This is a genomic window from Arthrobacter sp. UYCu723 (assembly GCF_054059215.1).
This window is the reverse complement of the sequence record NZ_JBSSBW010000001.1, coordinates 1449153-1470558: the sequence shown is the minus strand read 5'-3', so window position 1 is coordinate 1470558 and position 21406 is coordinate 1449153. Positions and strand designations below refer to the sequence as shown.

Genomic DNA, 21406 nt, shown 5'->3' with positions numbered 1-21406 from the left:
TCGCTCCTAGAGGGTCGCCGGTACGGCGGGTGTGCTGTCTGCGGTGGCGGCCTGATGCGCTCGGAAACCGTTTCGGGGCGCAAAGCGGCCAACAGCCCCGGGGTCATGGAAACCGGCGTCGTCCAGCACCACACGGCCTGCGGAGACGACGACGGCGGGCCAACCGCTCAGCGTCTTCCCTTCGAAAGGCGAGAAGTCAGTACCCATGTGGAGAGCGCCGCCGTCGACCGTGCGTTCCTCGGCGGGATCGAAGATGACGAGGTCGGCGTCGAAGCCGGCGGCGATGGTTCCTTTGCCGGGGACGGCGTTGATCCTGGCGGGTCCGGCGGCGAAAACCTCCACGAAGTCCTCCACCCGGCCCTCTCCGCCGCTGGCCGAATCCATCATGGCCGTGAACGTGACAGGCATCCGGGTTTCCACCCCGGGCAGGCCGTGGGGCATGGCACGGATGTCGTCCGTGCGCTCGCGCTTTTGGGAGAGGTCGTAGCACGAGTGGTCCGAGGCGATGGTGTGGATGGCACCGGCGGCCAGCCGGTCCTTGAGCGCGGCCACGGTTTCGGCGCTGCGCATCGGCGGGCAGCACGCGTACCACTCGGGAAACGCGCTGCCGTAGACGGAGTCGTCCAGCGTGAGGTAGTGCGGGCACGTCTCGGAGTAGGCTTCCTGGCCGCGGCTGCGGGCTTCGGCGACCAGATCAACCGCACCCGGTGTCGACTGGTGGACAAAATAAACCGGCGCCTTGGTGTACTCGGCCATGGCCAGAGTTTCCTTGACGGAGATTTCCTCGGCCAGCTCCGGCCGGGTCTGGTGCAGGTGCTCAATCCCGATCCGGCCGTCGTCGGCGTGCTGCTGGGTGCAGTCCGAAATGATGGGGTCGTGTTCGGCATGGATGTAGGTCAGTCCGTCCAGGCGCACCATTTCACGCATGACTCTAAGGATTGTGTCCCCGTCTGCCATGGTGGTGCCGCGGTTGGTGGTGTACATCTTTACCGAACGGACACCCTCGGCTGCCAGCTGCTCCAGCTGCCAGGGCACAGTTTCATCCCAGCTGACCACCGAGCCGTGCAATGCCACATCGCAGCGGGAGTCCCGGGCCAGTTCCTTCTTATGGAGCACTGCCGCCAGCGGAGTTTCCTGGGCGTCACGGGGGATACCGAAGTCGATAATCGTGGTGGTGCCACCCCAGAGGGCGGCAGTGGACGTGGTCCGGTAGTCATCGAGTGTCCGGAACCGCCCGGTCACCTGCGCCACGTGGCAGTGCCCGTCCACGCCGCCGGGGATCACCAGGCGGCCGTTTGCGTCGATGGTACGTGCAGCATCAGGGGCCGGTTCCGTGGCCTCGATCAGTTGTTCGATCCGGCCGTCCCGCACCACTACATGGGCGTGCTGGCGGCCGAAGCTGTTGACGATGATTCCGTTGGCAATAACGAGATCTGGTTTGCTGGACATCGTTGTCCTCCTAAAGTGATGAAGCAGCGGTGCGCTGCTGGGCAGGTGCCTTCTGCGCTGACTGGCCAGACTGCGCGGCGGTGAGGGCGGCGTCGAGGTTTTCGGATAGGCCCTTGCGGGTCTTGGCGGGCGGCGCGGCAAACGAGCCGGCCCGGTGCTGGCCGGACTGCAGCCCGACGACAGCCTCCGCCATGCGGATACCGGCCGAGATGCCGTCCACCACAGGCACGGGGATCTGGCCCTGAAGCTCGCGGGCCAGGCCGGCGAGCGGCGCACCTGCCAGGATCACGACGTCGGCCCCATCCTCTGCGACGGCCTGCCGGCTGAGTGCCAGCAGCGTTTCTTTGAAATCCTGTTGCACGGCACCGATGCCGTTGAGGCTTTCGTTGATGGAACGGATGGAAGCCAGCCGGCCGCCGAGGCCGAAGCGGTCCACGCAATCCTGATACCAGGGCCGGATCCGGTCCGAGATGGCGATGATGGAGAAGCGGTGACCCAGGAGAGCCGCTGCGCACAGGGCAGCCTCCGTGATGCCGATGACAGGGACGTCGGAGAGTTCCTTCAGCGCGGGCATGCCGGGATCACCGAACGCGGCGACCACCACACCGTCCACCCGCCCGGAGGCCGGGCTGCCGCTGTATTCCGCGATGATTTCCGCAACGGCACCGGCGGCGATCAGGGATTCGAAGCGGGTTTCAATGTACTCAACGCCGTGGCCTGCGGTGCGGACCACCAGTTCGGTGCCAGGGGCAGCGGACCTCAGGGCCTCCGATTCGATCAGTGCGGTGACGTCCTCGCTGATGTTGGGATTGATGACAAGCAGTTTCATTTTTTCTTCCGATGGAGGGTGGGTTCGGTTTTCTGGAAGTCCTCCGGGAACTGCTCACGGTATTTGCCGATGTGCGACGCCGATTGGCCGGCGGCGCGCTCGGGGTCGCCGCTGGCGATCGCTGCGTAGAGTTCGCGGTGTTCCTGGATGAGCTCCGGCAGGTCGCTGACGTGGCGGAAAAGCCAGTGCATGCGGCCCTGCAGGGGTTCCAGCGCGGACTTGAGGAAGCCGTTGTCCGCGATCCGGGTGATTGAGTCGTGGAATTCGCTGTTGGCGCGGTGAGCCTCCATGATGGCGCCTTTGGCGAGGCAGCGAGTGGCCTCATCCAGCAGGCCGTCAAGCTGTTCCAGGTCCCGGGGTGTGGCGCGCACAGCGGCGAGCCGGCAGGCAAGAACCTCGAGCGACTGCCGGACATCGAACAGATCCTCGACGTCCTTCGGGCTGAGGCTGCTGACCTCTGCGCCGCGGGAAGCCCGATCACTGATGAGGCCTTCCTGGCGCAGCATCCGCAGTGCTTCCCGGATGGGGAGGCGGGAAACGTTGAACTCGGCAGCGAGGTCGCGTTCCACCAGCCGGGTGCCGGGAGCGTAGTGCCCTTCAAAAATCCTGGTGCGGAGCGCATCCCGGACAGCCTCACGGAGGGGGCGTTCTTTGTCCTGGGTTTCTTCTGCGGCAAGCATGGTGCTCCATTCTGGTTTCTTGGATGGCATTGCGCTCCCGGCGCCGGGAGCAGGTACTGCGTGGCTGCGGTTAGACCGGCAGCCGTTTGTTGTAGTCCAGCACAAGTACCGAGGCTCCCATGATGATGGCGGATCCCACGAAGTACAGCAGTGCCCAGGTGTAGGAGCCGGTGGCGCCCACAATCAGACCTACCACAATCGGAGTGACGAAGCCGGAGATATTGCCGCTGAAATTCATGGCGCCACCCAGCACGCCGGCGTTTGTCCGGCCGCCCAGGATGGACGGGATGCTCCAGAACAGGCCCACCCAGCGCAGGAAGAACATCACCACGGAGAGCAGGACGACGGCGGTGGTGGAGTCGGCCACAACGGTGACTCCGATGAGCCCTCCGATGACCACAACACTGGAAATGCCAAGGAGAGTGCGCATAACGCGGTTGGCCGAGGCTCCGCTGTTGCGCCATTTGTCGGCGATGGTGCCGCCCAGGATTTCACCGACGAAGCCGGCGCCGAAGATCACAAATGTGGACCAGCCGATGGTCTTCAGGTCGAAGCCCTTGGCCTGCGCCAGATAGAGCGGGCCCCAGGTGAGGAGGCCGTAGAACACGCCGTTGAAGCCCAGCCAGCCGAAGCACATGGCCCAGAAGGAGCGGAACTTCAGGTAGGGGAGGAGCGCACGCTTGCCCTTGCTGCCACCCAGCTCGGCCTCGGCGTCCTCTTCGGCATGCGAGGACTCGATGTAGTCTGCTTCGGCGTCATTGACGGCCCGGTGCTGACGCGGGTTGTCCCGGACGTACCACCAGACGGCCAGGCCCATGAGGACCGTGGCTGCGCCGGCGATGATGAACGAGTAGCGCCAGCTGCCGGTGGATGCGATGAGCCAGGTGATGAGGATACCGCCAAGGCCTGCACCCAGCGGGGCGCCGGCGTCGAGGATGGTGGCGCCGCGGCCACGTTCCTTCTTGTGCATCCAGATGGCGTTGAGCTTGCCGCCGGCCGGCATGACTCCGGCCTCCGTGACGCCGATGCCCAGGCGGGCGATGAACATGCTGAGGAAGCCGCCGGCCAGGCCGGAAGCGGCAGTCGCAGCCCCCCAGCCGATGCACGATGCGGTGACCACTTTGCGGGGGCCGAATTTGTCGATCAACCAGCCGACGGGGATCTGCATGAGGGCGTAGGTCCAGAAGAACGCTGAGAGCAGCAGGCCCACCATCTCTGGTGGGAGGTTGAATTCCTTCTGAATGATGGGGAGGGCAACCGAGATGGAGCCCCGGTCGATGTAGTTGACGGAGACGAGAACCAGCAGGAGAAGGAACAGTTTCCAGCGGACGTTGGTGCGCCGTTGCACGCCGCCCTTGCCTGTCTTACCTTCAGCGGGCGTTACTTCAGTTTCGGTATTTTGGAGAGACACAGCTTCTCCTTCAAGGGGAGGAAGATTGCGGGCGGGGGAGAGAATCTGGTCGTTCGCAGGAAGGGAGGCCGAGTTGTGGGGGCGCCCTGTTCCTGATCCGGAAGGTGACCCAGCCCATGGAACTGGGCGAGGGATTATGGTCCGGGGAGTCGATTCATTTGGGATCCCGTTTTGGGATCCCAAAATTTAGAATAGAAGTGACGTGTGCCACTGTCAAGGGTTTTGTTGCCGAAGCCGCGAGAGACCTGAAAATTACCGATTGTGTCCGTCCACATCAGGCTGGGGAGCCTGGAGGCCGGGTAGCCTCACGTCATACCAGCCACGGCGGCCACCAAGCCCATAGCTTCGAGCGCGCGGACGTGCCGCAACATCGGTACGTGCTGCCAAGCCGCGCCAATCCAGGGGCACCATGCAGACGCTGGTCGCCGCCAAGGCGATGCGCGTCCAACGGCTCTGGAGTCTCCGTAAGCAGCGTTCGATGGTCATCCGCCGGTCAGCTGGATATACTCGTGCCGGTCTGATACGTAACGTGCGGTTCGTTTTCGCCGTCTTCCTGTTGCCATGCGGTGAATTCCGCCAGCGACATGAAGCAGTAGTAGTCGGTGTACCGCAGGTTCTGTTTCTCCGCCTTGCTCATGAAAGTGATTCGACACCCGCGTCTTCACGGATGGTCTCCCAGCTCACGGCGCCGGGGTCTGCGGGCATCCCGTCCCGGCGCGGCTGCCAGTCGCAAGCTCACTGGCCCAGCGCAGCGCGATGGTGACCAGCTCCCACCTGCTCCAGTGATCCGCCAAAGACACTGCCGGGTGTCGCGGTGGGGGACCGGCGTACGACGCGTCCGACACACTGAATTTGAGTGTGTCTACCGCGACTAGCATTCAACCCTGGAACAACAATTGCACTTCATCACGTTCGCGACCGAAAATCTCGACCGCGCCCGCGCGTTCTACAAGGACGCGCTCGGCTGGGATCGGCTGGCAGATGTTCCCGGCGAAATCATATTCTTCCAAGTCGCGCCCGGACTGGTGCTTGGGTTGTTCGAGGCGAAGAAGTTCGACGAAGACCTGAATAACCAACACCGAACTTCTGGTGTGAGCGGCGTCACCCTCTCGCACAATGTCGCTAGCGCGGCCGAAGTGACCGTCACCATCGAGAAACTTGCGTCAGCCGGCGCCACCGTACTGAAGCCAGCACAGGCTGGTGCGTTCGGCGGCATCTTCCACGGTCACGTTGTCGATCCGAACGGCATTGTTTGGGAAATTGCGCACAATCCTGGCTGGCGTATCGATGAGGACGGCAAGGTGGCTTTCGGCTGAGTTGCCCGAGCTCATAGAGCGGTGAGCTCGTCGGACATTTTGATGTCGTGGCCAGAGTCAAAGTTGATGTTGCCCCGCCGCGGCTTCTTCAAGCATCGCCGTCACGGACAAGCGTGGAAGTGGGCAATCCGCCGTCGGCGGTGGCGTTTTGTTCAGTCGGATTGGGTGAGTGCTGCGTAGCTGTCGGGGCGGCGGGTTGCCAGGAGGGGGCGGCGGGTTGCCAGGAGGGGAGGCGGTCGAGCCAGTCGCGGCGCTGGTCAAGGTCAAGGTCGGCGATGAGGACGGCATCACGATCCCGTGGGCCGAGACGAGGACACGGCCGTACGGATCGGAGATGAGGGGGTCGTTGTAGTCGATGACGGGGTAGGGATTGGCTGCGGCCGGCCCCGGACGGAAGTAGCGGTCCTCGTAGTATCCGGCTTTTTTGGGGATGTGGAGCTTTCGGATTCTGGCCAGGAGTGTTCCGTCCGGGGCCGCCAGGATCGCTTTGTTGTAGCCCAGCCCATCCGGGCCATCGGCTCCGTCAGCTTTCTCGAAGACCGAGGCGTGGACCGTGACACCGGTTCGGCGGCTGCCTTCGCGGCGAAGACGTGAGTGGGTCCGCCGGGAAGCTGTTCCGCGGGGGCGTTGGGTTCGTTCGCCGGACGTTCGTCGGCTATGTAGCGGGAGAGCGTGAGCTCTTGAAGGAAGACGATCCGTGCTGCGGCTTTGGCTGCGGTGCGGATGCCGTCCAGGAACGTGGCTTCGTGGTCAGCAGGATCGGGCTGCCAGCGCGCCTGCACCCGCGGCTACGCGCAGGGGGTCCGGCTGGGGGCGTCAACCCTTGCGGGGGACAGGAGGGGCTGGGCGGTGAAGAGTTCCATCGTGTGTCCTTTGTGGGGCGTGGTCGGAGGCGCGGCTGACGGTGGTTGGACTCAGTGACGCATGTGGCCCTCGGCCTCGCTCATCTCAAATTCCTTGCTCAGATCCGATGTCCGGTGCAGGAGGAGGTAGGCGACGGCCGCGACCGGCAGGCCTACAAAGACGGAGTAGTCGACGGCGCCGGCGGCGGCGGCGATGAATCCTGTAAACGGTGCCGTGACCATGAAAGGGACCATCGCCAGCAGAGCGATGAGGTAGGAACTTATGCCCCGCCAGCCCCAGCGGCCGTAAATGCCGTCGGGATTGAAGATTTCGGAGACGACGTAGCGGCCCTTCCGGACGAAAAAGTAATCGATGAGATTGATGGCGGTCCAGGGAGTGAACAGGTATGCGAGGAAGATCAGGACGTTGCTGAAGAACGCGTTGAAATTGTCGATCCCGACGAACTGGCTGATGACGAAGACGATGGTGCCCATGACCAGAATCGAGAGCACACGGATGGCCCGGGTCGGCCGGATACGTGTGAATGAGTCAACGATCGAGATCAACGCGAGGCTTCCGCCGTACTGGTTGATGACCATGATCGACAGGACGCCAAGGAACAGAACCGAAACGCCTATGACGCCGAACCCGGGGAAGAGCCTGTCACCCAGGGCGATGAAGGCGCTGACAGGGTCAGAACCCGGAGAAACGGCAGCCACGACGGCGCCAAGAACGAAAACCCAAACTGAAGAGATCACGCTTGGCGCGTAGGTCCACCAGAAGGTGGCTTTGACGCCGACGGTCGCCGGCAAGTAGCGCGAGTAGTCGGAAACGTAGGGTGCCCAGCCCAGCTGGAATCCGGCCACGATCACGAAGACGGTCATGAACGGGGCCAGCTCGAAGTTGCCCGGCGCCAAGACCTCCACAGGGAGTGCATTCGAACCCAAAGCTATGCCGGTGAATACTACTAGAACGGCGACCATGGGCCAGGTCAGCCACTTGTTGATGCGGTGGATCGCCTTGTAGCCGTAGATCGCCATCACGGCGGCGACCGCTGTTGCTATGAGATACCCCGCCGTCGCGTTGATGCCGGTTATCTGCTGGGCGGCGCCGCCGGAAAGAAGTGCGTCCGACGTGTTGTACGCGACGTAGTTGATGAACGCGAAGATCAGCACCGTTACGGCCGAGCCCAGGTATCCGAACTGCGGGCGGGACTGCACCAGCTGCGGCAACCCGAGCTGAGGTCCCTGAGCGGAATGAAGGGCCATAAAGAAAGTACCGAAGAGCGAGCCCAGCACGGTAGCCATGATTGTCCAGAACAGCGACGCTCCGATGGACAACGTTGCCACCCCGGTGGCTATGCCTACGAGGTTGACACTGCTCACAAACCAGATGGGTCCGAGGTCGCGGACCTTGCCGAAGCGCTCGGAATGCGTCACGAAGTCTATGGAGCGGGTCTCGATCTTGGAGCCCGGCTGAGTTAGAGCAGTCGCCACTGACTGCGGGGAAGTTTTGATTGCCATGGAAGAACCTCTTCAGAAATCTGCGGGGAACGATTCCGCAATCATGGCGGTGCGGGAACGATTCCGCAATAGTTTTGGCCAAAATTACCCTGCGGCCAAGGTGCCTGTTCGGGCCGGTTCTGACTGCTAAAGTCCCAAGTATGCAATCGCGTCCGGCCGTGACCATCCTCGACATCGCCCGGGAGGCGAAGGTTTCCCGCACCACCGTTTCAGCCGCACTTGGCAGCACGGGCCGGGTGTCCGGAGCGACGAGGGGAACATGTCCGGGCGGTGGCCACGCAACTCGGATATGCCCCGAACCAGGCGGCACGGAATCTCCGCCGCAGCCGGACCGGAGCGATCGGCCTGCACCTCCCCGAAAAGGTGACCGGCCTCGCGTATTACATGGACTTCACCTTTGGAGTGGTGGACAGAGCCAATGAGGATGACGTCGCCGTCGTCCTGACGTCCTCGTCGGCTCATTCGTCCGCGCTTACGGCAAAGATTACGGACGGAATCGTCGCCGTGGATCTCATCGACGGGGACCCCATTATCGGGGACCTTGAATCCCGGAATATCCCTCTTGTGACAGGCGAACACGGGCGCCAGGCGGTCGGCAGAAATGGCGGAACAGTCTGGTCGGACCACCGTTCCAGCATGCTGGAGCTGCTGGACCACCTTTACCTTAGGGGCAGCAGGCGTCCGGCTTTCCTCGGGCCGGGAAAATCCAGTGACTGGGGCCGCTCCCTCCACCGCGGCTACCTGGAGTGGTGCACAAGACACGGGGTCCAGCCCAATGCGGCCGATCTGGCCTTCAACGCGACCGCTGCCGACACGCGGGAAAAATCCCTGAAGCTGCTGCGTGTCGATCCGCGCCCGGACGCAATAGTCTGTGCACCGGACGGCTCGGCGATCGGGGTCCTGACAGCGGCGGCCGAATGCGGCCTGACCCCCGGCGAAGATCTCCTGGTCGCATCCTGCGTCGACAGCTCGGTTATGCAAATGGCCAGCCCGCAAATTACATCAATAGAGCTTTCCCCGCGCGAGATGGGACGGCGCTGTGCGGACATGCTCATGCGCCTGATCCAGGAGCCAGGTACCGGCCCCTGGGACGAGGAGCACCCCACAATGCTCAACGTCAGAGCTTCCACACGGCCCATCTGACGACGAACACTTTTGGGGCGCTGTTATCTGTTGGCTGGGCGGAGGGCGTCGGGGTTGGCGCAGTGGGCCAGGGGTTCCCCGCGGAGGTACCGTCCGACGTCTCCGGCGACGATCGTTGCGGCTTTGGCAGCCGTTTGTTTACTGGCGCCGGCCAGGTGGGGGGTCATGACGATGTTGCGGGTGGTGAGGAGGCGCGAGCCTGCGGGGATGGGCTCTTCGGGAAATACGTCGAATGCGGCCCCGAACAGGTGGCCCGAGTCGAGGGCATCGCACAGGGCGTCGTAGTCCAGCAGTGCCCCGCGGGCACAGTTGATGATGATGGATCCTGCCGGCATGGCGGCGATCTGTGCGGCGCCGATCATTTTGGTGGTCTCCGGGGTAACGCGGGCGTGCAGGCTTACCACCAGGCTGCGGGAGAGCAGTTCGTCCAGACCCACCTTTTCGGCGTTACCTGCCAGGAGGTCGGCGGTGACGTAGGGGTCGTGGACCAGGACCTCAGCGCCGAAACCTTTGAGCATGCGCGCTACGCGGCTGCCGATGGCGCCGTAGCCCACGAGGCCGATTGTGCTGCCCTCCAGCTCGGGACCGACGTTGTCGTACGTGTAGTAGTCGCCCCGCCAGGTTCCGGCGGACAGATCGGCGTTGGTCTGGGGGATGCGGCGGATGGCTGCCAGCATCATGCCCAGGGTGTGTTCGGCGGTGGCGGCAGCGTTGCGTCCGGGTGCGGAGGTGACGGCAACCCCGTGGCGGGTGGCTGCTTTCAGATTTGCGTTGACCGGTCCGCCGCGGCTTATGCAGAACAGTTTCAGATCCGGGCAGGCCTGGAGGACCTTTTCGGTCAGCGGCGCCATCTGCGTGATGCAGATTTCGACGCCGCGGAGCGACTCGATCAGCTGTTCTTCGGTTCCGGAGGCTTCGTCCACTTCGGCGACCGGGCCAAACGGGGTCAGCGGCCACGGAAGCGTCATTTCGGTGAATTCGACGCCGTCCGGCACTTCGCGTTCTACGGCGTCGATGAGGAGGCGGTTCAGGACGAAGTGGTCTCCTGCGGCGAGGATGCGGGTTGTCATGTGGAACTCCTAGGTTCTGGTCAGGATGCCGGGGACGCAGCAGGCGGTCTGGCTGCGGATGGTTCAGTCAGCGGCCCGGCGGCTGCGTTGTATTCGAGGAGGCCGGCCTGTTGGCCCTGAAGACGGATCGTGGTCAGGGCGCAGTTGCCGAGGGAGGGGAAAACCCGCCGGTATTCGCCGAGGGGGATACCCAGGAGCCGGCAGAGAGTGAGCCGGATGGCCGTGGTGTGGGCGACGACCAGGACGCGGCCGTCCGGCTGTTCCTCCGCTATGTCGTACAGACACTGCACGAACCGTTCAGCGGCCTTGAAAGGGTCTTCGCCGCCGGGCAGCGGGGACGCGGCGGGGTCGGTTTGAAAGGCTTTGCGGGCCTCGGGGAATTTGGCTTCCATCTCGGCACCGGTCATGCCCTCTCCGTCGCCGAAGTCGAGCTCGCGCAGCCGCGGGTCGATCTTAAGTTCGTGGCCTGTGGCCTCGGCACAGCCTTCGGCGGTCCGGCGGGCCCGGCTGAGGTCCGAGGCCCAGATACCTGTCAGTCCCGCGGTTTCCGCCCAACGGGCGAGTCGGGAGGCCTGTTCCAGACCGCGGGGCGTCAGGTCGACGTCGCTGCGGCCGGCGTACCGGTTTTCGGCGTGCCAGACGGTCTCGCCGTGCCGGACGAGGATGAGATCGGTCATGCGTTTGTCCTTTCACGTGCGTGTGCGGCTACGGCTTCCGGGAGCCAGCCGCGTTGTTCGAGCTCCCCGACCAGGTTCAGGTAGGAGGCGTCGTACGTGCCGGTGGATCCGTCACGGGGATCGATGGTCCGGCGCATCCGCACCATCTCCGCGGCCACGTCGGCGGTCTGCCGCCCCGGGGAGGCCGCGAGGACGGCCATGCCCAGCGCCGGCTCCGCGTTCTGCGGCAATGTCACGGGACGGCCCAGGATGTCGGCGCGCAGCTGGCACCAGTACTCGCTTTTGGTGGCTCCGCCCGTGAGGATCAGCTCGCCGTGCCGGGGCGCGCCCAGGAGGTCGAGGTAGTCGAAGCAGAGCCGTTCGATGTAGGCGATGCCCTGCAGGACTGCGGCGTACCGTTCGCCGTCGGTGGCGGGGGTCCCGAGGATGAATCCTTCCGCTCCGGGGGCGAGGAAAGGGAAGCGTTCACCGCGGGACACGAGCGGGTAGGCGAGGACGCCGGCGGGTTCATAGGTTCTGGCCTGAGGCTCAAGCTGGGCCAGGTCCTGGCCGGAGAAGTCACGGCTGATGGCGCCGGCTCCGGTGCTGGAGGCGCCCCCGGGGAGCCAGTCGCCGTTGGGGGCCTTATGTGAATAGACGACGCCCAGGGGGTCCTGGATCAGGTCCCGGGTGACGCCTTTGAGTACCAGTGTTGTGCCGAGTACGGAGTTCCAGCTGCCGACTTTCAGTGCCCCGGCGCCGAGCTGCGCGGCGCAGCCGTCGGTGGCACCGGCGATGACCGGGGTGCCTGCGGGGATGCCGGTGGCCGCGGCAGCCGCGCTGCTGACGGACCCGATCCGGGTGCCCATGCGGACGAGGTCCGGGAGGATCGTCAGGGGGACACCGAGGTTCTCCATAAGTTCCTCGGGCCACTTTTCCTGAATGAGGTGTGCCCCTGTTTTGAGGGCATTGCTCAGGTCGGTGGGGACGTCATGGCCGGTGAGCTGGCGGTTGATGAAGTCGTTCTGATGGGCCAGCCGGGCGCCGGGGACTTTGTCCTGATGCTCGCGCAGCAGCCAGAGTAGCTTCGGCAGGGCCCACGCCGGCTGCATCCGCTGGTAGCCCAGTTCGCCCCAGACGTCGGCCCCGGCATTGTTGACGCGGGCGGCCTCCGCTGCGGCGCGTCCGTCGTCGTACATGAGCCCCGGCGTCAGTGGCCGGCCGTCCCGGTCCATGAGCAGGATGGTGCCGGAAGTCGCGTCGACGGCAACGCCCCGTACCGCCGATGCGGGTGCGTCCCGGAGCGCCTCAGAGGAGGCGCCGGCGACCGCCTCCCACCATTGTTCCGGGTTCTGCTCGTGGCGGGCGCCGTCCCGGTGGCTGGTGAGCGGGCGGCTGCCGGAACCGAGCACCGTACCGGATCCGGTGACGGCAAGGACGCGGACGCTTTGGGTCCCCAGATCGATTCCGACCCACACGTCGTCGATGGCGTTTGGTTGGTCTTTCATATGCTTCTCTCTGGCCCGTGACTGGTTCGCGGCTGGATGGTTCGCGGCGCGGCGACGGGGGGCGGTGGGGCCCCGGGGGAGTCGCCCGGGGGCGCGGGGTTGTGGGACGGTACCGTGTCCGGCCTGTTGTTTTCCGTGGAGCGCTGCCGCATCATGGCCAGCCGGGGCCAGGCCTGCCTGGTCACGTGCCGCAGGGCCAGGAAGTCTTCGTAGAGTTCGCTGTAGAAGGCCGCCCGGGACGGTTCCGGTGTGAAAGTGTCCCGGATCCGTATATACTTGGGGGCTGCTTCCTGCACGCTGCCGGCGCGGCCGGTGGCGACGAGTCCGATCAGGAATGCACCTTTGGCTCCCACCTCGGTGTCCGTGGACCTCAGCACCGGGATGCCGGTGACGTCGGCGATCATCTGCAGCCACAGCGTGCTGGCTGCTCCTCCGCCGCATACCCGCAGTTCCGTGGGGGAGTCTCCGGAGGCGGTGAGGCAGTCCCGGATGACCAGGGTGAGTCCTTCCAGGACAGCCTTGGCGATGTGTTCGCGCCGGTGTTCGAAGGACATCCCCAGGAACGTCCCCCGCGCCAGCGGATCCAGGAATGGCGCCCGCTCGCCCGCGGGGGAGAAATACGGCAGGAACATCAGCCCCCCCGCGCCGGGACCGCACGTGGAGGCTAATTCCGTGAGCGCGTCCGGGTCCGCGATTCCCAGCAATTCACAGGCCCATTGGATGACCTCGCCGCCGGCGAGTGTGGGGAAGGAGCGCAGGATCAGTCCCGGCAGTCCCGGGGCAATGTTCAGGCCGGCGGCAGGGTCGCTGATCCGGACCTGGTCGGTGATGATCTCGGTGCACAGTGTTGTGCCCAGGATGCAGCAGGCCTGGCCGGGAGTGACGGCGCCGACGCCGATAGCGGTGGAGGCTATGTCGTATGAGGACATCACGACCGGCAGCCCGGCCGGAAGGCCGAGAAGTGCCCCGGCGTGAGCGGTGAGCTCCGCCGCTCGGTGGTGGTCGTCGCGGATGGGCGGCAGCAACGCCTGTGCCCATTCCATGTCGTAGAGGCGCAGCAGCTCCGGGGAGTACTGGCGTGTGTGGATGTCCATGAAGGGGGCGGCCGCGTCGGACTCGTCGATCGCGAATTCGCCGGTCATTTGGGCGAAGATCCATCCTCCGCAGGTCAGGGACGCGTGCGAGCGGTCGAGCCGGTCCGGATCGTTTTGCCGCAGCCAGCTGAGGATGACGTTGGGCATTCCCGAGGATGTCAGCGAACCGTTGATGGGGAAGGCCCGTTCAAGGACCCCGGCGTGAGTCCAGGCGGAGAGGATGTCCACGCCGCGGCCGTCGTTCCACAGGATGGCCGGACCCGTGGGCGCCCCGTCGGAGGCGACGAGCCACGCGCCGTCGCCCTGGGCGGTGATGGCCAGATAGTCGACCTCGGATTGGAGCCGGGCGGCGACGCCGCGGACGGTGAAGACCACGGCGTCCCAGACCGATTGCATGTCCTGCTCCGCCCAGCCCGGCTGCGGGCGGGCCAAGGCTGTGGCCTGGCGGACGACCGCGACCTCGATCCCGTCCTCGTCGTACCCGACTGCTTTGATCATCGTGGTGCCGGCATCAACGCAGATGACCGCCATGTCCGATCCTTCCTTCGTGCTGTGGATGTGTGGCCCGCAGGTTGCGGGTCAGGCCCTGCCGTGCGAGGTGCGGGAGCGGCGGGAGACGGAGTCGAGCATGACGGCCAGCAGCAGGACGACGCCGGTGACCATGAAACGGAACGAGGAGTCCAGGTTCAGCAGGGTCAGTCCGCTGGATATTGACTGGATGACGACGATGCCCAGAAGTGCGGAGAAGGCGCTTCCCCGGCCGCCGAAGAGGCTGGTGCCGCCGATGACGGCGGCGGCGATGGCGTTGAGGTTGACGTCTCCGCCGCCGCTGCCCTGGTTGGCTGCGGCCAGGCGTGCCGCGGCCAGCAGTCCGCCGACGGCTGCCAGGGTGGAGCAGGTGACGAAGACCGAGGTGTAAACGGCTTTGACGTTGATGCCCGCCCGGCGGGCCGCTTCGGCGTTGCCTCCGACTGCGTAGACTGACCGGCCCCATTTGGTCCGCTTCAGCAGGTAGTTCATCGCCAGTATCAGGGCGATGAAGAAGACGAACATCCAGCCCACACCCCGTGTCTGGTTCAGGTACCAGACGACCAATCCCAGGACCAGCAGCAGCAGGACGCTGCGGGGGATCATGCTCTGCAGCGGCATCGATGACAGCCCAGCGGTCCGCCGGGCACGGGCGTGGAGGTAGTCGGTGGCGAACAGGCCGCCGGCCGCTGCGGCGACGAGGACATAGGAAAGCCACGGCGGCACGAAGGCGAGCTGGGCGAAGTAGACGAGGGCCGAATCGAAGGGAAGGTTGATGGAGCCCTTGGCTCCGAGAACGTACAGCTGCAGGCCAAGGAACCCCAGCAGACCGGCGAGGGTGATGACGAAGCTGGGCACACCGAAGCGGTTGAAGATCTGTCCGTAGACCCAGCCGATGACCGCGCCCAGGGCCACCGTGGCCAGAACGGCGAGCCAGACCGGCCAGCCCAGGTTGACGACGGTCACGGCGACGACGGCCGCGGACAGTCCGCTGACGGAACCGACGGACAGGTCGATCTGCGCGACGAGGAGGACCCCGACGATGCCGAGCGCGATGATTCCGACCGCGGAGCTTTCCATGCTCAGGTTCACCAGGTTGGCGCTGGAGAGGAAGATCGGGTTCAGGCTTTGAAGGATGGCCCAGATGACGATGAGCCCCGCCACGACGGGCAGGACGCCGAGGTCTCCGGATCGTGTCCTGTCCACGAAGGCCTTGAGTTGTCCCTTGAGTCCGGTGCGGTCCTGAAGCCGTTCGTCCTGCAGGTCCAGCGGCCGGATCTGGGGCGTGGGTGCGGTTTTGCTGTTCATTGTGCCAGGTTCTCCTCGCTGGGTGTTGCAGGTCCGGGTGTTCCGCGTGTGGCGGACCGGCGGGAAACGACGTTGTCCGTCGCACCGGTAATGGCGGCGATGAGGTCTTCCGTTGAGACGTCGCTGACGCGGAAGTCGCCGTTGTTGCGGCCAAGCCGGAGCACGGCGACGCGGTCGGCGACCGCCTGCACATCGGCCATGTTGTGACTGATCATGATGACGCCGTGCCCTCTTTCGCGCAGCCGCTCCACCAGGTTCAGCACTTCAGCGGTCTGGGCTACGCCGAGGGCGGCGGTGGGTTCGTCCAGGATGACTATTTTGGGCTCCCCGAGAAGTGACCGCGCGATGGCCACGGTCTGGCGTTGCCCGCCCGAAAGGGAGGCGACCTGTGTGCGCAGCGAGGGAATCTTGGCGGAGAGCTGCTTCAGCAGCTCCCAGGACCGGGTTTCCATTTCGACTTCGTTCAGCCGCAGCGGTGAGATCTCGCGGCCAAGGAAGAGATTGTCGACGACGGTGAGGTTGTCGCAGAGGGCAAGGTCCTGGAAGACGGTGGCGATGCCCAGGTGCAGGGCGGCCATCGGTGTCGGGATGGTTACGTCGCTGCCCTCGAAGGCGATGGTCCCCGAGTCGGGGGCATGCACTCCGGAGAGCACTTTGACCAGTGTTGATTTGCCGGCACCGTTGTCCCCGACGATGGCCACGACCTCTCCCGCAGCCACGTCCAGATCGATGTCCATGAGAGCGGCGACGGCGCCGAAGGATTTATTGATGCCGCGCAAAGCCAGAAGGGGGGCTCCGGTCCCGTCACCGGGTGAGTTGGGTGTTGAAGACATGTGATCCTCTAAGCAGTAATCGTTGTTCGTACGGTGGACCGGTGCCCCGCCGGACGGGCGGGGCACCTTTCCCTGTTATTTGATGCCGGCCTTGGCGCAGGCTGCAGCGTAGGTCGGTGTGCAGAGGTCGGAGACCTTCAGGATCCCGCTCGACACCAGGGCCTCGTTGAGGTTGTCGATCGTGACCACGGTCGGGACGAACAGCTCCGACGGGGTATCAAACAAGGTGGCCTTGCCCTCGGGCTTTTCACCCTTGGCAAACTTGTAGGCGATGTCCGCGGCCGCTTCGGCAACGATCTTGATCGGCTTGGAGATGGTGTTGTACTGGTCCCCGGCGATGATCCGCTGGGCGGCTGCAAGCTCGGCGTCGTTGCCTGTCACGGGCGGTACCGGGTTGACTCCGGCGGCCTTGAAGGCGGCAATCGCGCCGCCGCCGGTGCCGTCATTGGCAGCCACAACGCCGGCGATCTTTCCCGGGAACTGGGTGATCTGTCCGCTGACCCAATCCTGGGCCTTGGTCGGTTCCCAGCCCGGGGTGTCGAATTCGGCCAGCAGCTTCAAACCGCTGGCGTCCACCGCGGTGTGGATGCCCTTCTTGATCAACCCTGCGGCCGCATCCGTGGGGGAACCGTTGACCTGAAGCAGCCCGCCCGTGGCATTGGTCTTCTTCAGGTGGTCCACCAGGGACTGGGCGATGAGGGAACCGATCTTCTCATTGTCAAAGGACACGTAGTAGCTGGCCGGAACCGAAGGGACTGGCCGGTCATAGGCGATGACCGGAACGTTCTGTGCCTTGGCTGTGTTGACGATGGTGGCCGCCGCCGCCGAGTCAACAGGGTCGATCACGATCGCCTTTACCCCCTGGGCCAGGGCTGAGTTTGCCTGCTCCTGCTGCTTAGCGGCGCTGGCGTTGGCATTGGAATAGATGACCGAACAACCCGAACACAGGGACTTGATCTTGGCCTCGAACAGCGGCTTGTCGAACAGTTCATACCGGGTCGAGGCGATGTCCGGCATCAGGAACGCGATCTTGGCGTTCGACGCGTCACCGCCGGCGCCGGTGGTGCCCTGGGGTGTGGAACAGCCCGCCAGGGCCGCCACAGTCGCCACGACAGCCACGGTGACGGCGGCTGCACGGGTATAGAAGTTCTTCATTGAATTCCCTTTCTCGGGGTGAGATGTACGGCGTGCGATCATCCCGGCCGCTGCCGATGTGATAAGAGTAACAGAAATAATGTGAATTCGACCACAAAAGTTGGTACACTTTTCACAACGGCGGACGGGATATCCTGAACGGATGCCCAGCCGCAATGAACCCCGACAGGTGCCGGGAACGATATCCAAGGCGAAGGCGAGCCGATGACCGATACAAATGCGTTGAAGAAACCCCGGGCACGCCGCCAGCAGAAACTCGTCGAGCACGTGGTCGGAGCGGGGTTCGCCACTGCCGCCGAACTGGCAGCCCTCGCCGGCGTCAGCCTCATGACCGTTCACCGCGACATCGACGACCTTGCCGGGCGCGGAGTTCTACGCAAAGTCCATGGAGGAGTTTCCGCGCTGCCGTCAACCGTGTTCGAAGCCAGCTCCGAAATCCGCATGCAGATGCAGGCCCAGGCCAAAACAGCCCTGGCCCACAAGGCGCTGGAGTTCGTAGAGGCCGGCATGTCCGTCATGCTCGACGACTCCACAACCGTTCTCGCGCTGGCACGCCTGCTGAACAAGACCGGCCCCCTGACCGTCCTCACGAACTACCGACAGGCCCTCGAAGTCCTGCGCGAGAATGACGACATCCGTCTCATCGTCATCGGCGGCCAGTACTCCCGGACACACGACTCGTTCATCGGACTTCCTACCGACAGCTCCGTGAACTCCTACGCCGTGGACATAGTGTTCCAGTCAACCTCGACCATGGGGTCCGAGATGACCTACCACCAGGAACAGGACATTGTCTTCATGAAGCGCGCCATGCTCAAAGCAGGCACCAGGCGAATCCTCATGATGGACGGAAGCAAAGTGGGCAGGACGTCCCTGCACCATTTCGTCCCCGTCAGCGATTTCACAGACGTCATCCTGACCGACGACGTACCGGCCCAGGACCGGGACGCCATAGCAGCGAACTGTAAGGTGCATATCGCCCCCCTCGCCCCTCACAGGCCGGCGCACTCAGAAGTTCAGTAGGGACACCATACGCTGACCGTCCGAGGGGCCTGGAAAGACAAGAGCCGGATCCATTGGGGCTCGCGGTCCCGCAACCGTATTCCGGGCAGCGCGGCTGCCGTCTCCTGGACAACGATGGCCGCCTCCAGTTCTGCCAGCTTGGCCCCGAGGCAGCGGTGGATGCCCGAGCCAAAAACCAGACCATGTGAGGTTGACGGTCTGTGCCGGGCCGATTGCATTGGTAGGGGCAAACCCTCGGGCGCGGCTGATCGCGTGCCGTGATTGCCGGTCAGCTCGAGGAGGATCTCGGCTCCGGTCGGGATCAGCTCGCCACCAAGCCGCGTGTCCTGCGCTGCCACGCGGCGCCAGGTTGGCACTGATGATTCGGTGGCAAGCACGTGCCTGACCATGGATCGGGAGCCTGCCTCGGATGCCGCGTCGTCCCAGCCCACGGGCGCGGATCCCTCGAGGAGCCGGAACAGGCTCGTGCTGATCAGCTGGGTGGTCGTTTCCTGTCCAGCGATGAGCAGGAAATAGCCAAGCGAACAGAGCTCAGGTGTTGACAAGCCGTGTTCGGCCAGTGACTTGAACAGATTACGACCGGCCGCGGGCACGGATTCCTCTACAAGCTGGCGCAGCCAGACGTAGAAATCGGCGGCACTCTGGGCGAGTTCGAGTTGCCGGTCCTCGTCGGGCCAACCCCAGAACAGTTCCATGGAGTCAAGGCCCCAGCACTTGAGCCTCGCCAGATCCCGGACGGGCAGCCCAAGGAGTTCAAGCATGATGACGGCGGGAGGGAACGCCGCTACCGTCGGCAAGAGGTCCACGTGGCCCAAACGTTCGAGCTGCTCCGCTGCGTTCGCCGCCGCTTCCTGCGCGAGTTCGCGGATACGCGGCTCCACGGCGGTGACCCTGGCCGGCGTGAAATAGCCCGCCACGACCTTACGGATCCCCGCATGCGTGTCAGTGTCATTGCTGGCCAGGACAGGCGGCAACGCGAAGCGCACGCGCTGCAGCACCCGCAGGGCAGGCCCCGCAAGGGGCGTCACCGCGACCAGGGCATTGGCGGGGCTGAAGTCGCCCGGCCGGTGCAGAACTTCCCGGACGGCATCCGGGTCACGGACCACAATGTATGGGCACCGGTCCGGTCCAAGGTTCTCCGTCTGCGGTTCCGAGGGTCCTGTGGTCGCTGGTGCCTGGTTCATGCGGGCAGGCCGTTCAGCCAGGCCGCTGCCTCAGCACGGAAAACGGCCGGGGTCAGTTCCGAGGCCTGCTCGGGAATGGCGCCGATGAAGGGAACCCGCAACGATTGGAGCACCTGCCGGTTGCTGAGGTGCACGAAGCCCGGGTTGCCTGGCCAGCTTCCGAGCACGACGCCCAGCACCTGAAGCTCGCGGGCTTCCAGCGCTTCGAGGGTCAGCGCGCTGTGGTTCAACGTTCCGAGGGCCGCACGCGCAACGAGCAGTAAGGCCGCGGCGGGTGCCAGAAGCACTGCGAGCTCGGCCAGCGTCCCGCCGTCGGAGTCCAGCTCAACCAGCAGACCGCCCGCGCCCTCGACCAGAACATGATCGTGAGACCCGGCGAGCTCGCGGATCCTGCCCGCGTGCACCGCCAGCGGCGGGAGTGCCGTTCCGTCGACGGCGGCCGCCGCGACGGGCGCCAACGGCTCCCACAGCACCACGCCGGTTTCGGCTGTCATTGCGCCGGTAAGCCGGACAATCTCGGCGGTGTCAGAGTCGCCGGCGGAGGCTCCAGACTGGCAGGGTTTGTAGACGGCGACGCTGCGCCCCAGCCCCTGGAGGACGGCGGCGAGGGCCGCCGTCGTTATGGTCTTGCCGACTCCGGTGTCTGTTCCCGTGACCAGGATGATGGCGGGCAGGTTCATGGAAGGTCCTCCAATATGCCGCGCAGCACTGCGCAGCTGTGTTCAATGTCCTCAGGTGTTAGGCTGGCGCGAGCGGTGAGCCGAAGCCGCGAAATCCCGTCAGGGACGGACGGCGGCCGGAAGCAACCGATCCGCACGCCGGCGGTTCGCGCGGCCAGGGTGGCCTTCAGGGCCGATTCTGCGGAGGGCATGGCAATGGACTGAACCGCCCCCGCCCCCGCCCCCGCCGACGGTTCGATGGTGGTCCCGCGGACTGCTAGCACCGAAGCCAGCCCCGCGGCAAGCGCCGCAGCGTTGTTCCGGACGGATCCCGCGCGCCAGGGCTCGTCGCGGATGATCCGCACCGCGGCGAGGGCGGCAGCGACGGATGCCGGGGCCAGTCCGGTGTCGAAGATGAAGCTGCGGGAGCGGTTGATGAGGTGTTCGCGCAGCAGGGGAGAGCCGAGGACCGCGCCGCCCTGGCTGCCCAGGGCCTTGGACAGTGTGGCGGTGACGACGACGTTCGGGTGGCCGGCAAGGGCTGTCCCGGCCACGGAACCGTGTCCCCGGTAGTGGCCGGTGCCTGTGACGCCGAGGCTGTGCGCCTCGTCAACCAGCAGCACCGCGTCGTGCTGCTCGGCCAGCGTGAGCAGCTCCTCGAGCGGGGCCTCGTCGCCCAGCACGCTGTAGACGGATTCGACGGCGATGAGTGCGCGCGGTTCCGTCCGGCCGGCGAGTAGCCGGCCGGCTTCCTCCACGCTGTTGTGGGCGAAGGATTCCGTGCGGGAGCGGCTCAGCCGGAATCCGTCGATCATCGAGGCGTGGCAGTGCTCGTCCGCCACGAACAGGGTCCCCGGGCCGCCCATCGCCGTGATCACACCCATATTCGCCAGATAGCCGGAGGAGAACACCAGCGCAGCTTCCATGCCGGCCAGCCGGGCCAGTTCCTGCTCCAGGTCCAGATGCAGCTGAGTGGTCCCGGCCACCAGGCGCGAGGATGTGGCGCCGGTACCCCACAGCGAAGCGGCTGCCGCGGCAGCGTCCGCAAGCCGGGGATCTGAGGACAGGCCCAGATAGTCGTTGCTGGCCAGGTCGATGAAGCGTTCATCCGCGGCCCGGGGGAGGGGTCGTCGGACCAGACCTCGGCGATCCCGGACCGCGGCCTGCCGCTCGAGCCACTGCGTCATCGAGGCG

Annotated in this window: 19 protein-coding genes and 2 pseudogenes; 4 read left to right on the top strand and 17 right to left on the bottom strand. The window is 65.2% G+C overall.

Annotated elements, in window-relative coordinates; translation table 11 throughout:
* Positions 1 to 6 precede the first annotated feature (6 nt).
* The 5 genes from ACVWZ8_RS06830 to ACVWZ8_RS06810 all read right to left on the bottom strand — a co-directional run bounded on the left by ACVWZ8_RS06830 (position 7) and on the right by ACVWZ8_RS06810 (position 5006).
* Positions 7 to 1449, bottom strand: coding sequence for an amidohydrolase family protein (locus ACVWZ8_RS06830; protein ID WP_456504193.1), 1443 nt, complete (start codon positions 1447 to 1449; stop codon positions 7 to 9).
* A gap of 10 nt (positions 1450 to 1459) precedes the next feature.
* On the bottom strand, positions 1460 to 2278 hold the full coding sequence (locus ACVWZ8_RS06825; RefSeq protein ID WP_426975652.1) for an aspartate/glutamate racemase family protein: 819 nt from the start codon (positions 2276 to 2278) through the stop codon (positions 1460 to 1462).
* Positions 2275 to 2958 carry a GntR family transcriptional regulator gene (locus ACVWZ8_RS06820; protein WP_426975653.1) on the bottom strand — a complete coding sequence of 228 codons (684 nt, stop codon included), beginning with the start codon at positions 2956 to 2958 and terminating at the stop codon, positions 2275 to 2277. The genes ACVWZ8_RS06825 and ACVWZ8_RS06820 overlap by 4 nt, the downstream gene beginning before the upstream one ends.
* A gap of 70 nt (positions 2959 to 3028) precedes the next feature.
* Positions 3029 to 4369 (bottom strand): MFS transporter, encoded by a 1341-nt coding sequence (locus ACVWZ8_RS06815; protein WP_426975654.1) that lies wholly within the window; start codon positions 4367 to 4369, stop codon positions 3029 to 3031.
* A gap of 493 nt (positions 4370 to 4862) precedes the next feature.
* Positions 4863 to 5006 carry a hypothetical protein gene (locus ACVWZ8_RS06810; protein WP_456504192.1) on the bottom strand — a complete coding sequence of 48 codons (144 nt, stop codon included), beginning with the start codon at positions 5004 to 5006 and terminating at the stop codon, positions 4863 to 4865.
* Between the two features lie 259 nt (positions 5007 to 5265).
* Between ACVWZ8_RS06810 and ACVWZ8_RS06805 the strand changes: the two genes are divergently transcribed.
* Positions 5266 to 5685: a VOC family protein gene (locus tag ACVWZ8_RS06805; RefSeq protein ID WP_426975656.1), complete on the top strand. Its 420-nt coding sequence runs from the start codon at positions 5266 to 5268 to the stop codon at positions 5683 to 5685.
* Positions 5686 to 5742: 57 nt separating this feature from the next.
* Here ACVWZ8_RS06805 and ACVWZ8_RS06800 read toward each other — a convergent pair.
* Positions 5743 to 6198 (bottom strand): annotated as a pseudogene (locus ACVWZ8_RS06800) (hypothetical protein); the annotation flags it as partial.
* A 401-nt stretch (positions 6199 to 6599) separates the two neighbouring features.
* Complete coding sequence (locus ACVWZ8_RS06795) at positions 6600 to 8051, bottom strand: purine-cytosine permease family protein (protein ID WP_426975658.1); 1452 nt, start codon at positions 8049 to 8051, stop codon at positions 6600 to 6602.
* Between the two features lie 140 nt (positions 8052 to 8191).
* Between ACVWZ8_RS06795 and ACVWZ8_RS06790 the strand changes: the two are divergent.
* Positions 8192 to 8293 (top strand): annotated as a pseudogene (locus ACVWZ8_RS06790) (LacI family DNA-binding transcriptional regulator); the annotation flags it as partial.
* A 28-nt stretch (positions 8294 to 8321) separates the two neighbouring features.
* On the top strand, positions 8322 to 9194 hold the full coding sequence (locus ACVWZ8_RS06785) for a LacI family DNA-binding transcriptional regulator (protein ID WP_456504191.1): 873 nt from the start codon (positions 8322 to 8324) through the stop codon (positions 9192 to 9194).
* A 23-nt stretch (positions 9195 to 9217) separates the two neighbouring features.
* On the opposite strand, the gene ACVWZ8_RS06780 is transcribed toward ACVWZ8_RS06785, so the two are convergent.
* The 7 genes from ACVWZ8_RS06780 to ACVWZ8_RS06750 all read right to left on the bottom strand — a co-directional run bounded on the left by ACVWZ8_RS06780 (position 9218) and on the right by ACVWZ8_RS06750 (position 17346).
* Positions 9218 to 10264, bottom strand: a complete 1047-nt coding sequence (locus ACVWZ8_RS06780; protein ID WP_456504190.1) for a 2-hydroxyacid dehydrogenase — start codon at positions 10262 to 10264, stop codon at positions 9218 to 9220.
* A gap of 20 nt (positions 10265 to 10284) precedes the next feature.
* Positions 10285 to 10941 (bottom strand): histidine phosphatase family protein, encoded by a 657-nt coding sequence (locus ACVWZ8_RS06775; protein WP_456504189.1) that lies wholly within the window; start codon positions 10939 to 10941, stop codon positions 10285 to 10287.
* Complete coding sequence (locus ACVWZ8_RS06770) at positions 10938 to 12428, bottom strand: FGGY-family carbohydrate kinase (protein ID WP_456504188.1); 1491 nt, start codon at positions 12426 to 12428, stop codon at positions 10938 to 10940. The genes ACVWZ8_RS06775 and ACVWZ8_RS06770 overlap by 4 nt, the downstream gene beginning before the upstream one ends.
* Complete coding sequence (locus tag ACVWZ8_RS06765; protein WP_426975663.1) at positions 12425 to 14053, bottom strand: FGGY family carbohydrate kinase; 1629 nt, start codon at positions 14051 to 14053, stop codon at positions 12425 to 12427. Before ACVWZ8_RS06765 ends, ACVWZ8_RS06770 begins: the two co-directional genes overlap by 4 nt.
* Before the next feature lie 48 nt (positions 14054 to 14101).
* Positions 14102 to 15358 (bottom strand): sugar ABC transporter permease, encoded by a 1257-nt coding sequence (locus tag ACVWZ8_RS06760; RefSeq protein ID WP_426975664.1) that lies wholly within the window; start codon positions 15356 to 15358, stop codon positions 14102 to 14104.
* Positions 15355 to 16191 carry an ATP-binding cassette domain-containing protein gene (locus ACVWZ8_RS06755; protein WP_426975665.1) on the bottom strand — a complete coding sequence of 279 codons (837 nt, stop codon included), beginning with the start codon at positions 16189 to 16191 and terminating at the stop codon, positions 15355 to 15357. Before ACVWZ8_RS06755 ends, ACVWZ8_RS06760 begins: the two co-directional genes overlap by 4 nt.
* 75 nt (positions 16192 to 16266) lie before the next feature.
* Positions 16267 to 17346 (bottom strand): ABC transporter substrate-binding protein, encoded by a 1080-nt coding sequence (locus tag ACVWZ8_RS06750; RefSeq protein WP_426975666.1) that lies wholly within the window; start codon positions 17344 to 17346, stop codon positions 16267 to 16269.
* Between the two features lie 204 nt (positions 17347 to 17550).
* On the opposite strand from ACVWZ8_RS06750, the gene ACVWZ8_RS06745 reads away from it, so the two are divergent.
* Entirely contained in the window at positions 17551 to 18369 is an 819-nt protein-coding gene (locus tag ACVWZ8_RS06745) for a DeoR/GlpR family DNA-binding transcription regulator (protein ID WP_426975667.1), read from the top strand.
* On the opposite strand, the gene ACVWZ8_RS06740 is transcribed toward ACVWZ8_RS06745, so the two are convergent.
* The 3 genes from ACVWZ8_RS06740 to ACVWZ8_RS06730 are packed head-to-tail and all read right to left on the bottom strand — an operon-like array spanning position 18363 to position 21399.
* A complete protein-coding gene (locus tag ACVWZ8_RS06740; protein ID WP_426975668.1) occupies positions 18363 to 19553 on the bottom strand; it encodes a cytochrome P450 family protein in 1191 nt (396 codons plus the stop codon). The genes ACVWZ8_RS06745 and ACVWZ8_RS06740 overlap by 7 nt on opposite strands.
* Positions 19550 to 20233, bottom strand: coding sequence for a dethiobiotin synthase (gene bioD, locus ACVWZ8_RS06735; protein ID WP_426975669.1), 684 nt, complete (start codon positions 20231 to 20233; stop codon positions 19550 to 19552). Before bioD ends, ACVWZ8_RS06740 begins: the two co-directional genes overlap by 4 nt.
* Entirely contained in the window at positions 20230 to 21399 is a 1170-nt protein-coding gene (locus ACVWZ8_RS06730; RefSeq protein WP_456505913.1) for an 8-amino-7-oxononanoate synthase, read from the bottom strand. The genes bioD and ACVWZ8_RS06730 overlap by 4 nt, the downstream gene beginning before the upstream one ends.
* Between the last annotated feature and the right edge of the window lie 7 nt (positions 21400 to 21406).

Excerpts from the sequence above, each read along its gene's own strand:
- ACVWZ8_RS06740 (WP_426975668.1), bottom strand. The coding sequence starts at position 19,553 with ATGAACCAGGCACCAGCGACCACAGGACCCTCGGAACCGCAGACGGAG.
- ACVWZ8_RS06750 (WP_426975666.1), bottom strand. The coding sequence starts at position 17,346 with ATGAAGAACTTCTATACCCGTGCAGCCGCCGTCACCGTGGCTGTCGTG.
- ACVWZ8_RS06810 (WP_456504192.1), bottom strand. The coding sequence starts at position 5,006 with ATGAGCAAGGCGGAGAAACAGAACCTGCGGTACACCGACTACTACTGC.
- ACVWZ8_RS06795 (WP_426975658.1), bottom strand. The coding sequence starts at position 8,051 with ATGGCAATCAAAACTTCCCCGCAGTCAGTGGCGACTGCTCTAACTCAG.
- ACVWZ8_RS06745 (WP_426975667.1), top strand. The coding sequence starts at position 17,551 with ATGACCGATACAAATGCGTTGAAGAAACCCCGGGCACGCCGCCAGCAG.
- ACVWZ8_RS06755 (WP_426975665.1), bottom strand. The coding sequence starts at position 16,191 with ATGTCTTCAACACCCAACTCACCCGGTGACGGGACCGGAGCCCCCCTT.
- ACVWZ8_RS06770 (WP_456504188.1), bottom strand. The coding sequence starts at position 12,428 with ATGAAAGACCAACCAAACGCCATCGACGACGTGTGGGTCGGAATCGAT.
- ACVWZ8_RS06820 (WP_426975653.1), bottom strand. The coding sequence starts at position 2,958 with ATGCTTGCCGCAGAAGAAACCCAGGACAAAGAACGCCCCCTCCGTGAG.
- ACVWZ8_RS06830 (WP_456504193.1), bottom strand. The coding sequence starts at position 1,449 with ATGTCCAGCAAACCAGATCTCGTTATTGCCAACGGAATCATCGTCAAC.
- ACVWZ8_RS06765 (WP_426975663.1), bottom strand. The coding sequence starts at position 14,053 with ATGGCGGTCATCTGCGTTGATGCCGGCACCACGATGATCAAAGCAGTC.
- ACVWZ8_RS06730 (WP_456505913.1), bottom strand. The coding sequence starts at position 21,399 with ATGACGCAGTGGCTCGAGCGGCAGGCCGCGGTCCGGGATCGCCGAGGT.
- ACVWZ8_RS06780 (WP_456504190.1), bottom strand. The coding sequence starts at position 10,264 with ATGACAACCCGCATCCTCGCCGCAGGAGACCACTTCGTCCTGAACCGC.
- ACVWZ8_RS06825 (WP_426975652.1), bottom strand. The coding sequence starts at position 2,278 with ATGAAACTGCTTGTCATCAATCCCAACATCAGCGAGGACGTCACCGCA.
- ACVWZ8_RS06775 (WP_456504189.1), bottom strand. The coding sequence starts at position 10,941 with ATGACCGATCTCATCCTCGTCCGGCACGGCGAGACCGTCTGGCACGCC.
- bioD (WP_426975669.1), bottom strand. The coding sequence starts at position 20,233 with ATGAACCTGCCCGCCATCATCCTGGTCACGGGAACAGACACCGGAGTC.
- ACVWZ8_RS06760 (WP_426975664.1), bottom strand. The coding sequence starts at position 15,358 with ATGAACAGCAAAACCGCACCCACGCCCCAGATCCGGCCGCTGGACCTG.